Genomic DNA, 15,070 nt, shown 5'->3' on the forward strand with positions numbered 1-15,070 from the left:
CTATTCCTGTTCTGGGTCACGCAAGTAATACCCTACCCCACGTCTAGTTACAATTAAAGTAGGATGACTTGGATTATCTTCAATTTTTTCGCGTAAACGACGTACTGTTACGTCTACTGTACGTACATCTCCAAAATAATCATAACCCCAAACTGTTTGTAATAAATGTTCACGAGTCATAACTTGACCTAAATGCTTCGCTAAATAATGTAGTAATTCAAATTCACGATGTGTAAGCTCAATGCTTTCTTCACGCTTTGTTACACTATAAGCGTTCGAATTGATAACGATTGGTCCAATAACCATTTCGGTATTTTCTTCTTTCTCTGCAGCACCACCCTGCTGATGGCGACGTAAATTCGCTTTCACACGAGCAAGTAACTCCCTCGTACTAAATGGCTTCGTTACATAATCATCTGCCCCAAGCTCAAGCCCTAATACTTTATCAATTTCAGAGTCTTTTGCTGTAAGCATAATAATTGGCATTTCTGAGCTTTTACGTATTTCACGACATACCTCTAAACCGTCTTTTCCCGGTAACATAATATCTAATAAAACCATATCTGGCTGTTCTTCATTTGCTTTTTCAATCGCCTCATCACCATCATGCGCCATTACAATTTCAAAACCTTCTTTTTCTAGGTTGAACTTCAAAATATCCGCAATTGGCTTTTCATCATCAACTACTAAAATTTTCTTTCCCATCATCGTCTATTTCCTCCTTATAAAAATATGATCAATAATCCTCAAACATATTGGTGTTTCTATATGACAACAATCTTAGTCTAAGTATTTCTCCTCTATTCTCATAGACTCATGTATCATCCACTTTTACACAGAATCCTATACGATCTATAGAAAAACCTCTAGCTTCAACTGCTAGAGGCTCCTCATTCTATTGTAAAATAACTACCCACATTTGTAAAACTGGACAAAATAAAAAGGATATTAAGTGGGCCCACTTAATATCCTGAGAGTGGCTCGGGACGGAATCGAACCGCCGACACGAGGATTTTCAGTCCTCTGCTCTACCGACTGAGCTACCGAGCCAAAACTATATATAAAACCACTAATGGTGGTATAAACAAAAGTGGCGGTCCCGACCGGGGTCGAACCGGCGATCTCCTGCGTGACAGGCAGGCATGTTAACCACTACACCACGGGACCAAAAATGAACATGAAAAAAACATGACCCGTACGGGATTCGAACCCGTGTTACCGCCGTGAAAGGGCGGTGTCTTAACCACTTGACCAACGGGCCACGAAAAATAAAATGGTGAGCCATGAAGGATTCGAACCTTCGACCCTCTGATTAAAAGTCAGATGCTCTACCAACTGAGCTAATGGCTCATACTCACCAACGTCATATTTTCGTGACGACAAGACATATCATAACATGATATCTTTCATTTTTGCAATACCTTTTTTTATTTTTTTATAAAAAATAAGAAAAAACTCATAAAAATATGAGTTTTTTCTTAAAAAAATCAATTTTTTATATCAATTAAGCTTCGTATACGTTACGAACGATATTTGTTTGATTACGATCTGGTCCAACCGAGAACATAGATAATTGGATTCCTGTTAATTCAGAAACACGCTCTACGTATTTTCTTGCATTTTCAGGAAGCTCATCCAATGATTTCACAGCAGTAACATCTTCTGTCCAACCTGGAAGCTCTTCATATACAGGCTCACATTTCGCTAAAATGTTTAAGTTAGCTGGAACTTCATCGATAACTTCGCCATTGCATTTGTAAGCAACACAAATTTTAACAGTTGGAATACCTGTTAATACATCGATAGAGTTTAATGATAAATCTGTTAAACCACTAACACGACGTGCATGTCTTACAACAACGCTATCGAACCAACCTACACGGCGTGGACGACCCGTTGTTGTTCCGTATTCACGACCAACTTCACGAATTTGGTGACCGATTTCATCATTAAGTTCAGTAGGGAATGGACCATCACCAACACGGCTTGTATATGCTTTACATACACCTACAACGCGAGTAACTTTCGCAGGACCAACTCCAGTTCCAACTGTTACACCACCAGCAATTGGGTTAGAAGATGTAACGAACGGGTACGTACCGTGGTCGATATCAAGCATAACACCTTGTGCACCTTCAAATAATACACGATTATTGTTATCTAGTGCATCATTTAATACGACAGATGTATCGCATACGTAATGTGCGATTTGTTGTCCGTATTCGAAGTACTCTTCAAAGATTTCTTCTACGCTGAAACCTTCTGTATCGTACATTTTTTCAAACAAACGATTTTTCTCCACTAAATTACGCTCAAGCTTCTCTTTAAATGCTTCACGGTCTAAAAGATCAGCCATACGGATACCAATACGAGCAGCTTTATCCATATATGCAGGACCGATACCTTTTTTCGTTGTACCAATCTTGTTATCACCTTTACTCGCTTCTTCTAATTCATCTTGTTTTAAGTGATAAGGTAAAATAACGTGCGCACGGTTACTTACACGTAAATTATCAGTACTTACACCACGATCGTGTAAGTATTTCAACTCTTCAAGTAATGCTTTCGGATCTACTACTAAGCCATTTCCGATTACACAAATTTTCTCTTTATAGAAAATACCAGATGGAATTAAGTGTAATTTATATTTAACTCCGCCGAAAACAATTGTATGTCCCGCGTTATTTCCACCTTGATATCTTGCAACTACTTCCGCATGCTCAGAAAGAAAATCAGTGATTTTACCTTTTCCTTCGTCGCCCCATTGTGTTCCTACAACTACTACTGAAGACATTATTAAAGCACCTCCGCAATTTTCAAACGATCTATTCAAACAATATAATTGTACCAAAACAGAAAGAGAAGTCAACCAAAAAGCGAACATTTTTTTATCGAAAAACGTTTTCGTTCGTAAGAATTACATATTCACCTTATGAAAGCCCTATCTTTCATATAAAAAAAAAGAAACACATCTTATTATAAGAAATGTGTTTCTTTTTTATACTGCCTTTATGCGTGCGGTGCATGTCCATCCTCAAAGCGGCGTTCTAAGTTGACGAATTTATTAAATTCCTTAACAAACGCAAGCTCTACTGAACCTACCGGACCATTACGTTGCTTTGCAATGATAATTTCAATTGTATTTTTATTTTCTGTTTCACGATCATAGTAATCTTCACGATATAGGAAGGCTACAATGTCAGCATCCTGCTCGATACTTCCTGATTCACGAATGTCAGACATCATCGGACGTTTATCTTGACGAGATTCTACACCACGAGATAACTGCGACAAAGCAATAACAGGTACTTGCAATTCACGTGCAATCCCTTTTAATGTACGAGAAATCTCAGATACTTCCTGCTGACGGTTTTCTCCTGATTTCCCACTTCCTTGAATAAGCTGTAAATAGTCAATCAAAACCATCCCAAGACCTTGCTCTTGCTTTAATCTACGACATTTTGCTCGAATCTCATTTACTTTAATCCCTGGTGTATCATCAATATATATACCAGCATTAGAAAGGCTACCCATCGCCATTGTTAATTTCGCCCAATCATCAGAAGTTAATGAACCGGTACGAAGTCTTTGTGCATCAATATTTCCTTCTGCACAAAGCATACGCATAACAAGCTGATCAGAGCCCATCTCTAAACTAAAAATCGCTACATTTTCATCAGTTTTCGTCGCTACGTTTTGTGCGATATTTAGTGAAAATGCAGTTTTCCCTACCGATGGACGCGCCGCCACGATGATTAAATCATTTCGCTGAAAACCTGCGGTCATCTTATCTAATTCAGTAAATCCAGTTGGTATCCCGGTAACTTCACCCTTTTGATTATGCAAAAGTTCAATTTTATCATAAGCATCTACAAGAACATCTTTAATGTTTTGGAATGCTTTTGCATTTGTTTGGTGAGATACTTCTAATATTTTTTTCTCAGCCTCATTTAAAAGGCCATCCACATCATCTTCTCGCTCGTATCCATCCGATACAATATGAGTCGCCGTTCGAATTAAACGACGTAAAAGTGCCTTTTCAGCGATGATGCGTGCATAATATTCTACGTTAGCAGCTGTTGGAACAACTTCTGCTAACTCTGCTAGATAAGAAACCCCACCAACTTCTTCTAGTAATCCTTGATCAGCCATCGCTGATGTCATTATTACTAAGTCGATTGGTTCTCCCTTATCAGACAACCCAAGCATGACTTCAAAAATCTTTTGATGTTTCGTTCGATAAAATGAGTCAGGTACCAATAGTTCCGATGCTGACGTTAACGCATCCTGATCAATTAATATGGCACCTAAGACTGCCTGCTCAGCTTCTATATTATGCGGAGGGGTACGATCAGCCATTACATCACTCATGCGCAATCCTCCTTGCTTAATTTATTTTTATTGTTCACTAACATGAACTTTTACTGTTGCTGTTACTTGCGGATGCAATTTCACATTGACGTTTGTATAACCTAATGCACGGATTGCATCATCCATTTCAAATTTACGTTTATCAAGTTTAATCTTGTGTGACTTTTGCATTACATCTACAATTTGTTTACTCGTGATAGAACCAAATAAGCGGCCACCTTCTCCAGATTTCGCCTTTACTTCTACAGTTAATTTCTCTAATGTTTCTTTCAGCTCTTTTGCATTCTCAACTTCTGCTGCTGCATCTTTTTCCTCTTTGCGCTTTTGAGCATCTAAAGTTTTCATACTGCTGTTTGTCGCTTCGGCAGCTAACCCCTGTTTTAGTAAGAAATTATTTGCATAACCGTCTGGTACGTTTTTTATTTCTCCTTTTTTACCTTTACCTTTTACGTCTTTTAGAAAAATTACTTTCATGATTGTGTGCCTCCCTGTAAATAGTCATCAATAACAAATCGAAGCTTCTCCTCCGCTTCATCTACTGTAACATTTTTCATTTGTGTGGCTGCATTTGTTAAGTGCCCGCCACCTCCTAAATTCTCCATAATTAGCTGTACATTCAATTCACCTAAAGATCTACCACTAATTCCAATGAAATTTTCTCCACGTTTTGCAATAACAAACGATGCAATTATACCTGTCATTGTCAATAATGTGTCTGCTGATTGTGCAATAAGTACTTGGTCATAATATTCATCACCATCAACTTTAGCAATCGCAATTCCATTTTTATAAATGTACGCATTTTTAATGGCTTTTGCAACTCGTAAATACTGACCCATATCTTCTTTTAAAAGTTCTTGTACAAGTACAGTGTCTGCGCCATGCGAGCGTAAATAAGAAGCGGCATCAAATGTACGAGCGCCTGTACGGAATGTAAAACTTTTTGTATCAACAATAATACCAGCTAACAATGCCGTTGCTTCTAACATTGTCATCTTTAAATTTTTCGGTTGATACTCAAGTAATTCTGTAACAAGCTCTGCCGTTGAAGAAGCGTATGGCTCCATATAAACAAGTAATGGATCTTCAATGAAATCTTCCCCGCGGCGATGATGGTCAATAACTACTACATTTTCAATCTTGTGTAACAGTTTTTCCTCCATCACCATTGAAGGTTTATGCGTGTCAACAACAACAAGTAATGAATCATCATTTGCAAATTCCATCGCTTGCCCTGGTGTAATAAAATGTGACCATAACTCTTCATTTTGTTTCACTTTATCCATCAAACGTTTGATTCCTTTATCAGAATCATTTTCATCTAATACAATATATCCTTTGCGCTCATTTAATTGAGCTACCTTTAAAATACCAATAGCTGCACCAATCGCATCCATATCAGGAGCTCTATGCCCCATTATAATGACATTACTGCTTTCTAATACTAAATCCTTTAATGCATGTGAAATAACCCTAGCACGTACACGAGTACGCTTTTCAACCGGATTCGTCTTACCACCGTAAAACTTAACTTTACCCGTTGCTTGTTTAATAGCTACTTGGTCTCCTCCTCGTCCTAATGCAAGGTCTAAACCAGATTGAGCCATCGCTCCAAGCTCTGATAAAGGTAAATCACCTGAGCCAACACCAACACTTAATGTAAGTGGTATATTCCTTTTTGATGTTTCTTCACGCACTTGATCCAAAATACTAAATTTCCCTTTCTCCATTTGCGCTAAAATACTTTCATTTAGTACAACGAAGAATCTTTCTGAAGATGCACGTTTCAAATATGCACCATACTTAACGGCCCATTCATTTAGACGTGACGTCACAAGACTTGTTATATTCGTACGTAATTGGTCATCTAATCCTTGTGTAACTTCATCATAGTTATCTAAATAAATAACAGCTAAAACAGTGCGCTGATCTTCATACATCTTTTCAATTTCTGTTTGTTCCGTTACATCAAAGAAATAAATTAGCTTTTCTTCTTTCCTTACAAAAACACGAAACTTTCGATTATTTAAAGAAACTATATCGTCAGAAGTTTCCCCCTTAATAAAAAGGAGTAATGTTTCTGATACATCGTAAAGGTGCCAACCAGCTAATGCATGCTGCCCCAAACATGATGATAAATAAGGATTCGCCCAATCAATCCCATAATCCTTATTGTATAACAAAATACCAATTGGCATTTGGTTAAATGCTTCATTACTCACTTTCTTTACCCTTGTAATCATATCTGTCGTATGTTTTTCAAAATTCCTTTGAAAAGTAAGTTCGAATCGTATAACGAAAAAAAGTACAATACAAAAGATAAAGAAGGCTGATATCCCCATAATTAAATGAAAGTAACAGAGGAGTGAAATTAGCACGAATACAAAAAATGCCAATACGTAAACAGGATATAAAAACCACTGTTTCTTATAAAATTCAGGCATGTATACAACTCCTATAAAGTAAAACTAACTCACTTTCCAGTTAGTTAAACAAATTAAAATAGTGTAAGGAATATTATTTTATTCCCCTATTTTAGAACGCAATGAAATCCCTAAATCAATTATACCTAAGATTGTTACAAGAGGAAACATCATCGGAATAAACATGCAGACAATAAAACTAATAATAGGAACACCTTTCGTAAAACCTTTGCTATGCGCTATAAAAGCGATAAATGTCAGACCTTGCAGTACTAGTAGTAAAGCAAATATGACATATAAATTAGAAAATACCATATGTAAATATGATGTCGGTTCTACTTTTATAAAAGTTGATAGCAAAATAAATATAACGTAATACCAAACAATACTCTTTGGTAATTGTATATCTTTAAATTTAGGCCAGGGTATAACGTCATGCTTTAGTTTTCTCAAAACACTACCTGATATCATAACTGTAATCCAAGAAAAACATACAGAAACCATTACAAGCAAACTTGGGAATAACGTTTGTAACACATCATTAAATTGTGTAAATAATTCTTTTTGCTCTTTACTAATAGGCATACCCGCAGCAGTAACTATCTTTTCACTTTGCGCCATACTTTCATTAAACATATTTTGCATTTGCTTCATTAAATCTATGTTAAAAAACTTTATACTCGCAACATAAATGAGCATAATACCAATTAAGTACACAAGCGTCCCCGCCATTAAAGTTTCTACCGGCTTTTTTCGTTTTTTATACATATATCCTAAAACGATACCTATCAATCCAAACATAGTTGTCTTTACTAGGTTCATCGGCTGACTGACAATAACAGTAATAAAAAGCGCCGCAGTAAAAACTATAAAGGCGTTAGATAATCTATATCTTATCGTTAGCAATATAAATGGCAATGGCAACGCAAACCTTACAACTGTACCTAAAATTGGAACATACATAGATATAAGCAATAACATTGCATATATCGCTAACAGTGCTGCACCCTCAGTAATAAATTTCGTATTCTTCATCATCTAACCTCTCTTTCAAAAAAAGAAAAGCATAGCAAAATGCACAGTAGAGTCCGACTCTACTGTGCATTTCATACGCTATTATTCACCAACATATGGTAAAAGTGCCATTTGACGAGCACGTTTAATTGCAACTGTAAGTTTGCGTTGGTATTTCGCGCTTGTTCCTGTTACACGACGAGGTAAAATTTTACCGCGCTCAGAAACGAAACGTTTTAATAAATCAACATCTTTATAGTCAATGCGAGTGATGCCGTTAGATGTGAAGAAACACACCTTACGACGCTTCGCACGTCCACCTTTGCGTCCTGCCATGTCTATTCCCTCCATTCTTTGTTAAAAATAGCCGATTCACACCATTAAAATGGTAAATCGTCGTCCGAAATGTCAATCGGTTGACCAACATTCGAAAATGGATCGTCATTCTTCGTAAATCCAGAGTTACCTTGATTACCTTGGTTACCTGAATTACTAGATTGACCAAATGGGTTAGAGCTTTGGTTACCGAAACCAGCTCCTGATGGTTGCTGATTGAATGAACCACGTTGCTCCCCACCGCCATTACGCGGCTCTAAAAATTGTACGCTCTCCGCAAGAACTTCTGTTACATATACACGTTTACCATCTTGTCCATCGTAATTACGAGTTTGAAGACGTCCGTCTACGCCTGCTAAGCTACCTTTTTTCAAATAATTTGCCACGTTTTCTGCTTGTTTACGCCATATTACACAATTAATAAAGTCAGCTTCACGCTCACCTTGTTGATTCGCAAATGCGCGATTCACAGCTAACGTAAAAGTAGCTACTGCAACACCATTGGGCGTGTAACGTAAGTCAGGGTCCTTAGTTAAACGACCAACGAGGATAACACGATTCATCAATCGAACCACTCTCCCTTATATATCAATTATTTTTCTTCTTCTTTAACAACGATATGACGAAGGATATCTTCGTTGATCTTAGCTAAACGGTCGAATTCGTTAATCGCCTCTGAGTTAGAGTTCACGTTTAAGATCATGTAGAAACCTTCACGTAAGTCGTTGATTTCGTAAGCTAAACGACGCTTACCCCACTCTTTCGTGTTAATGATTTCTGCACCATTGTTTGTTAAAACACCTGCAAAACGTTCAACTAAAGCTTTTTGAGCTTCTTCTTCAACGCCAGGACGAATGATGTACATAATTTCGTACTTTCTCATTACACTTTCACCTCCTTTTGGTCTAAACGGCCCATAATGGGCAAGGAGCAATTAATTTATAGTAATTACTCACGAGTTTAGATTATATCATAGTAAGTTATATGAATCAACTCACCAATACGTAAAAAACTTGGCAAACACATAATATATTTGCCAAGCTCATATCTTTATTTTTCCTAGGAAATATTAAATTAAACGTTGAAGCGGAAGTGCATAACATCTCCGTCTTTTACGATATACTCTTTTCCTTCTAAACGTACTTTTCCAGCTTCTTTTGCAGCTGTCATAGAACCGTTTGTCATTAAATCATCATAAGAAACTGTTTCTGCGCGAATAAATCCACGCTCAAAGTCTGTATGAATTACGCCAGCACATTGTGGTGCCTTCATACCTTGTTTAAACGTCCATGCACGTACTTCTTGCACACCAGCTGTGAAGTAAGTAGCAAGTCCTAATAAATCATATGCAGCACGAATTAATTGATCTAAACCAGATTCTTCAATGCCTAGTTCTTCAAGGAATACTTTTTTCTCTTCCTCGTCTAGCTCAGCGATTTCTTCTTCGATTTTTGCACATACAACGATTACTTGAGAATTTTCATTTGCTGCAAATTCTTTTACCATTTGTACATATTTATTGTCAGAAGGATCCATAATATCATCTTCACTTACGTTTGCTACATATAGCATTTCTTTCGTTGTAAGTAAATGAAGGCCTTTAACAATCTTCATTTGCTCTTCTGTAAATTCAACAGTACGAGCTGGTTTTCCCTCTTCAAAAGCTTCTTTTAAACGAACTAAAATTTCATGCTCATATACAGCTTCTTTATCTTTTTGTCTTGCTAACTTCGCAACTCGTTCGATACGCTTATCAACAGATTCCAAATCCGCTAAGATTAGTTCTAAGTTAATTGTTTCAATGTCATCAATTGGATCTACTTTTCCTGAAACGTGCGTAATATTTTCATCTTCAAAACAACGAACAACTTGGCAAATTGCATCTACTTGACGAATGTGAGATAAGAATTTATTTCCTAACCCTTCACCTTTACTCGCACCTTTTACGATACCTGCAATATCAGTAAATTCAAATACAGTCGGAACAGTTTTTTTCGGTTCTACTAATTCCGTTAATTTATTTAAACGCTCATCTGGTACTTCTACAATCCCTACGTTTGGATCGATTGTACAGAATGGATAGTTCGCAGATTCTGCTCCTGCTTGTGTAATTGCATTAAATAAAGTGGACTTACCTACGTTAGGTAATCCAACAATCCCAGCCGTTAATCCCATATTTTTCACTCCTATGTCTCAATCTTTCATCATTATAGATAGTAACGAAAAAAATGACAAGTTTCCACCAAATGAAAAAAAGCAACGGCTGTCTACTGCAGCCGTTGCTTTTTCACTATTCTTCGTGCTTCACAAGTATTTTTTTTACCTTGCGATCAAACTCTCTTCGAGGAATCATTACCGAATGGTCACACCCCTCGCACTTAACGCGGATATCCATTCCCATACGAATAATCTTCCAGCGATTTTCACCACATGGATGGGCTTTCTTCATTTCCACAACATCGTACAAGTTATATTGCTTTTGCTCCATTCTCTAAATCCCTCCCACTATTAAATTGCTTTTTCACTAACTAATTCTTCGCGACTATATAAAACCATACGTGGGTATGGAATTTCAATCCCATGTAAATCAAGACGATTTTTAATCTCTTTGCGAAGAGCCCTCGCAATAACTGCATGCTGCATCGGCTCAACTTCAGCAATAACACGTAATACAACTTCAGACGCTGCCAATGTTTGAACACCTAGCAATTGAGGTGTTGTTACCATTTTCTCATATTTTCCTGGTAATTCTACTAATAAATCTTCAATAACTTGCTCCGCTCGTACTATATCACTTTCATAAGAAATAGATACATCAACAAATGCTACACTATTACTAACGGAAAAGTTCGTTACTTGTACAATACTACCATTTGGTATTATATGAATTTCACCTGTCCAGCTTTTCATCTTCGTTGTACGTAGTCCAATTTCCAAAACAGTTCCTTCAAATTGCCCTATTCTTACATAATCACCTACTGAAAATTGATCCTCTAACAAAATAAATAATCCTGTAATAACATCTTTAACTAAACTTTGTGCACCAAAACCGACTGCTAAACCAATTACCCCAGCACCGGCTAATAGACCTGATGCATTAATATCAAACACACCTAAAATCGCAATTAACATAATGAACATAACAACGTATGCCACAATATTTTCAAGCAACTTCGCTACCGTAACTGTACGACGTTCTGAAATTTGAATCGGCGAACGGCTTCCCATACGAAACGCATTTCGTACAATTGCCCTTGCAACTCGCACAACGATTGCACCAAGTATTAAAATAACGATTATTTTTAGTGACTTCACACCTATATTCGTCCAATCAATGGACTCAAACCATTTCAACGCTAAATCCATGTCCCTCTACCTCTCTAGCTAAAATTTCTTTTTAGTTATCCTTATTATTGTATCAGAACTCTCTCTGATTTCTGAAAAAAATTTATGACTTTAATTCCATTTGTTAACTTCCATTCAGGTATAAAATGAAACGAATATATATATACTAGTACTATTATTTCCATTTTCATTCACAGTTTGTAGAAAGTATGCACTTATAATTTTCCATTTCACACACTATATAACATATTGTGAAAATTTATTAAAAGGATGGGTGCTTCATGAATATTAGAAGTTTTCGCTTACCTTTTTTTGAAAAAGAAACTCAAAATGTTATGCATCATGACTTAGAAGCCTCTGAGACAATCAGTAATTTCTTACTTTCCCATATTCCCATTAAGACTAATATGCCACTCATTCTCGTTTGTATCGGAACAGACCGTTCCACCGGTGATGCACTTGGTCCATTAGTTGGTACTAAACTAGAACAAATTGAAATCAAAAACCTTCAAGTATTCGGCACACTAGACGAACCAATACATGCACTAAATCTAGAGGAAAAAATTCAGAATATACAGAAAGAAAACCCTGCTTCATTTATTATTGCTGTTGATGCATGTTTAGGAAAATCTCAAAGTATCGGTTCTATAACTACCGGAAAGGGCCCCAGTAAACCTGGAGCTGCGATGAATAAGAAATTACCTGAAATTGGTGATTTGCATATTCATGGCATCGTAAATTTAAATGGTTTCATGGAGTTTTTCGTACTTCAAAATACAAGACTAAGTTTAGTTATGAAGATGGCCGATGTAATTGCACAAAGTATAAAAGAAACCGATCAAAAATTATCTGCATTAAAAAAAGCAAACCATCTATAAACAATAAGATGGTTTGCTTTTTAATTTCCCTTTGATAATAATTCTAAAATTCGATTTAAATCTTCTTTATTAAAAAATTCGATTTCGATTTTACCTTTTTCTTTTTTCGTTTCTTTAATTTTTACATCCGTACCAAACTTTTCTCTTAAAAACGTTTCGCGCTCTACAAAAAATATATTTCTTTCTTTTTTCACTTGTTGTGTTTCACGTGAAACACGTTGATTAATTTCCTGGACAATTTGTTCCAATTGGCGAACGTTCAGTCCTTCTTTTTCAATTCGCTTCAATAAAGATTTCAACCGTTCTTCATCTTTTATTGTAAGTAAAGTTCTTCCATGAGCCATTGAAAGTTGACCGTTTGCAATCATATCTTGAACGAATGAAGGGAGGCTTAACAAACGAGTATAATTTGCGATATAAGGCCTGCTTTTACCAAGACGTTTTGCTAATTGTTCTTGTGTTACATTTAGCTCGTTCATTAACATCTGATATGCCATTGCCTCTTCCATAGGATTTAAATCTTCTCGTTGTAAGTTTTCAAGCAAAGCAAATTCCATCATTTGCTGCTCATTTAATTGCCTTACGACAGCAGGCACTTTCTCAAGTCCGGCCTCTTTAGCAGCACGATATCTTCTTTCACCTGCAACTATTTCATATCCTTTAATACTCTTTCGAGCAATTAAAGGTTGCAATATACCGTGCTCTTTAATAGAAGCCGCTAATTCCTGAATCGCTTCTTTATTGAAATATTTACGTGGTTGATATGGATTCGGCCTTAATTCAGTTACTATAATCTCCTGAATTGTTTCTTCTTCTTTCACATCTAAATCTGGAAAAAACACGTTGATTCCTCTTCCTAATCCCTTAGCCACCTGCAATCACTTCCTCTGCTAAATCTAAATATACTTCTGCTCCTCTTGATTTAGCGTCATACTGCATAATTGGTTTTCCATGACTTGGTGCCTCACTTAAGCGAACATTACGAGGAATAATCGAACGATATACTTTATCTCTAAAGTATTTTTTCACTTCATCTATAACTTGAATTCCTAAATTTGTACGAGCATCCAACATCGTTAACAATACACCTTGAATTGCTAAATTTTTATTTAAATGCTTTTGCACAAGTCGAACTGTATTTAATAGCTGACTTAACCCTTCCAGCGCGTAATATTCACACTGTACAGGAATAATAACAGAATCTGCTGCTGTTAATGCATTAATCGTTAATAACCCTAAGGATGGGGGACAGTCAATAATAATATACTCATATTCATCACGAATCGGCTGTAACGCTCTTTGCAAGCGGACTTCCCGGGAAATGGTTGGTACCAATTCAATTTCAGCACCAGCCAATTGAATTGTAGCGGGTAGAACATCTAAGTTTTCAGTTGCGGTTTTCCGTATGGCACCTTGAACATCTGCATCTTCTACAAGAACATTATAAATACATTGATCTAATTCAGACTTTTCAATCCCTACACCAGTCGTTGCATTTCCTTGAGCATCAATATCTACGAGAAGGACTTTTTTTCCTACTTGTGCCAATCCAGCCCCTAAATTAACGGATGTTGTTGTTTTTCCAACACCGCCTTTTTGATTAGCAATAGCAATGATTTTTCCCATGATGTCACCTACTTTCAACCTTTCTTTCTTATTCTAGAAACAATTACGTTTATTGTAACATGAAATAAAAGTTTTTCTTTTACGTCCTTATTAAACTTCAAAATTTATTTCTAAACTCCTTCTTGCTTTAACAAGAAAATATAGTAAAAGAGACCTCTCCAATAGGATAAGGTCTCTAGCACGTAATTATTTTTTCTTCGGAATTTTAATCGTAATTTGATAGTATTCATCAAACTCTTCTTCCGCAGAATTAACATTCAAACCACTATTAGCAACCATTTGTAATGATTGTCTAATCGTGTTCATAGCAATTCTCGCATCTCGACTTACTGCTTTTTGCTTCGCTTTGCGCTTTGGTTTTACTTCTTCTAATAACTTTGCAATTCGTTCTTCTGTTTGCTTTACATTCAATTGCTTCTCCACAATCTCTTGTAAAACCTTCAGTTGTAATTCCTCATTCTTCAAAGGAATAAGGGCGCGAGCATGCCGTTCTGTAATACTTTTTTCTAATAATGCACTTTTGATTTCTTCAGGCAATTTTAATAATCGCAATTTATTTGCGACTGTCGATTGTCCTTTTCCAAGTCGTTGTGCCAATGCTTCTTGTGTTAAATTATGTAACTCAATCAGCTTTTGATATGCCACAGCTTCCTCAATTGCTGTTAATTCCTCACGTTGCAAATTTTCAATTAACGCTACAGAAGCTGTCTCAGTATCATTTAAATTCTTTATTATTGCAGGAACTTTTTCCCACCCTAACTTTGTTGCTGCGCGGAAACGCCTTTCCCCGGCAATAATCTCGTACTTATCATCCTCATACTGTCTCACAACAATCGGCTGGATAAGCCCATGTGTACGAATCGTTAATGCTAGCTCCTCAATACGTGCATCGTCAAAAACTGTTCGTGGTTGATAACGGTTAGGGGTAATGTTTACTATCGGAATTTCCTGTATTTCTTCATATACCTTTTTAGCTATTTCTTCATGGCTTTCGTCTTGTAATTCGAATTCGCTCTCTTTATCTCCAAAGCCAAATAAACGAGAAAACGTATTTTTCATACATATTCCACCACCTTT

Annotated in this window: 16 protein-coding genes and 4 tRNA genes; 1 reads left to right on the plus strand and 19 read right to left on the minus strand. The window is 36.4% G+C overall.

The window, feature by feature from the left end:
* The 16 genes from walR to JFT95_RS24950 form a co-directional block, all read right to left on the minus strand.
* A complete protein-coding gene (gene walR / locus JFT95_RS24875; RefSeq protein WP_000971867.1) occupies window positions 1-708 on the minus strand; it encodes a cell wall metabolism DNA-binding response regulator WalR in 708 nt (235 codons plus the stop codon).
* Between the two features lie 269 nt (window positions 709-977).
* Window positions 978-1,050, minus strand: a tRNA-Phe gene (locus JFT95_RS24880).
* A gap of 41 nt (window positions 1,051-1,091) precedes the next feature.
* Window positions 1,092-1,167 (minus strand) — tRNA-Asp (locus tag JFT95_RS24885).
* Window positions 1,168-1,189: 22 nt separating this feature from the next.
* A tRNA-Glu gene (locus tag JFT95_RS24890) sits at window positions 1,190-1,261 on the minus strand.
* A gap of 13 nt (window positions 1,262-1,274) precedes the next feature.
* Window positions 1,275-1,350 (minus strand) — tRNA-Lys (locus JFT95_RS24895).
* A 154-nt stretch (window positions 1,351-1,504) separates the two neighbouring features.
* On the minus strand, window positions 1,505-2,794 hold the full coding sequence (locus JFT95_RS24900) for an adenylosuccinate synthase (RefSeq protein WP_002034994.1): 1,290 nt from the start codon (window positions 2,792-2,794) through the stop codon (window positions 1,505-1,507).
* Between the two features lie 215 nt (window positions 2,795-3,009).
* Window positions 3,010-4,371 carry a replicative DNA helicase gene (gene dnaB / locus JFT95_RS24905; RefSeq protein WP_002016457.1) on the minus strand — a complete coding sequence of 454 codons (1,362 nt, stop codon included), beginning with the start codon at window positions 4,369-4,371 and terminating at the stop codon, window positions 3,010-3,012.
* A gap of 27 nt (window positions 4,372-4,398) precedes the next feature.
* Window positions 4,399-4,845, minus strand: coding sequence for a 50S ribosomal protein L9 (rplI, locus tag JFT95_RS24910; RefSeq protein ID WP_002130186.1), 447 nt, complete (start codon window positions 4,843-4,845; stop codon window positions 4,399-4,401).
* Window positions 4,842-6,815 (minus strand): DHH family phosphoesterase, encoded by a 1,974-nt coding sequence (locus JFT95_RS24915; protein ID WP_002016460.1) that lies wholly within the window; start codon window positions 6,813-6,815, stop codon window positions 4,842-4,844. The genes rplI and JFT95_RS24915 overlap by 4 nt, the downstream gene beginning before the upstream one ends.
* Window positions 6,816-6,893: 78 nt before the next feature.
* Entirely contained in the window at window positions 6,894-7,829 is a 936-nt protein-coding gene (locus JFT95_RS24920) for a YybS family protein (RefSeq protein ID WP_201053500.1), read from the minus strand.
* A gap of 81 nt (window positions 7,830-7,910) precedes the next feature.
* Window positions 7,911-8,144: a 30S ribosomal protein S18 gene (gene rpsR, locus JFT95_RS24925; protein ID WP_000918874.1), complete on the minus strand. Its 234-nt coding sequence runs from the start codon at window positions 8,142-8,144 to the stop codon at window positions 7,911-7,913.
* 44 nt (window positions 8,145-8,188) lie between these two features.
* The gene (gene ssb / locus JFT95_RS24930; RefSeq protein WP_000981963.1) at window positions 8,189-8,710 is read right to left on the minus strand and encodes a single-stranded DNA-binding protein; all 522 of its coding nucleotides are present in this window, start codon (window positions 8,708-8,710) and stop codon (window positions 8,189-8,191) included.
* 26 nt (window positions 8,711-8,736) lie between these two features.
* The gene (gene rpsF, locus JFT95_RS24935; RefSeq protein WP_001233782.1) at window positions 8,737-9,027 is read right to left on the minus strand and encodes a 30S ribosomal protein S6; all 291 of its coding nucleotides are present in this window, start codon (window positions 9,025-9,027) and stop codon (window positions 8,737-8,739) included.
* 191 nt (window positions 9,028-9,218) lie between these two features.
* Window positions 9,219-10,319 (minus strand): redox-regulated ATPase YchF, encoded by a 1,101-nt coding sequence (gene ychF / locus JFT95_RS24940; protein WP_002089951.1) that lies wholly within the window; start codon window positions 10,317-10,319, stop codon window positions 9,219-9,221.
* 115 nt (window positions 10,320-10,434) lie between these two features.
* Window positions 10,435-10,632: a DUF951 domain-containing protein gene (locus tag JFT95_RS24945; protein ID WP_000436054.1), complete on the minus strand. Its 198-nt coding sequence runs from the start codon at window positions 10,630-10,632 to the stop codon at window positions 10,435-10,437.
* Between the two features lie 20 nt (window positions 10,633-10,652).
* The gene (locus tag JFT95_RS24950; protein ID WP_002016466.1) at window positions 10,653-11,510 is read right to left on the minus strand and encodes a mechanosensitive ion channel family protein; all 858 of its coding nucleotides are present in this window, start codon (window positions 11,508-11,510) and stop codon (window positions 10,653-10,655) included.
* A 260-nt stretch (window positions 11,511-11,770) separates the two neighbouring features.
* Between JFT95_RS24950 and yyaC the strand changes: the two genes are divergently transcribed.
* Window positions 11,771-12,367, plus strand: coding sequence for a spore protease YyaC (yyaC, locus tag JFT95_RS24955; RefSeq protein ID WP_016106800.1), 597 nt, complete (start codon window positions 11,771-11,773; stop codon window positions 12,365-12,367).
* 20 nt (window positions 12,368-12,387) lie between these two features.
* On the opposite strand, the gene spo0J is transcribed toward yyaC, so the two are convergent.
* The 3 genes from spo0J to noc all read right to left on the minus strand — a co-directional run bounded on the left by spo0J (window position 12,388) and on the right by noc (window position 15,052).
* The gene (gene spo0J / locus JFT95_RS24960; RefSeq protein ID WP_201053501.1) at window positions 12,388-13,239 is read right to left on the minus strand and encodes a stage 0 sporulation protein Spo0J; all 852 of its coding nucleotides are present in this window, start codon (window positions 13,237-13,239) and stop codon (window positions 12,388-12,390) included.
* Window positions 13,232-13,993: a sporulation initiation inhibitor protein Soj gene (gene soj / locus JFT95_RS24965; RefSeq protein WP_002016469.1), complete on the minus strand. Its 762-nt coding sequence runs from the start codon at window positions 13,991-13,993 to the stop codon at window positions 13,232-13,234. Before soj ends, spo0J begins: the two co-directional genes overlap by 8 nt.
* Before the next feature lie 186 nt (window positions 13,994-14,179).
* Window positions 14,180-15,052, minus strand: coding sequence for a nucleoid occlusion protein (gene noc / locus JFT95_RS24970; RefSeq protein ID WP_002016471.1), 873 nt, complete (start codon window positions 15,050-15,052; stop codon window positions 14,180-14,182).
* Between the last annotated feature and the right edge of the window lie 18 nt (window positions 15,053-15,070).

This window comes from Bacillus sp. TH17 (assembly GCF_016651125.1).
Taxonomy (GTDB): Bacteria; Bacillota; Bacilli; order Bacillales; family Bacillaceae_G; genus Bacillus_A; species Bacillus_A mycoides.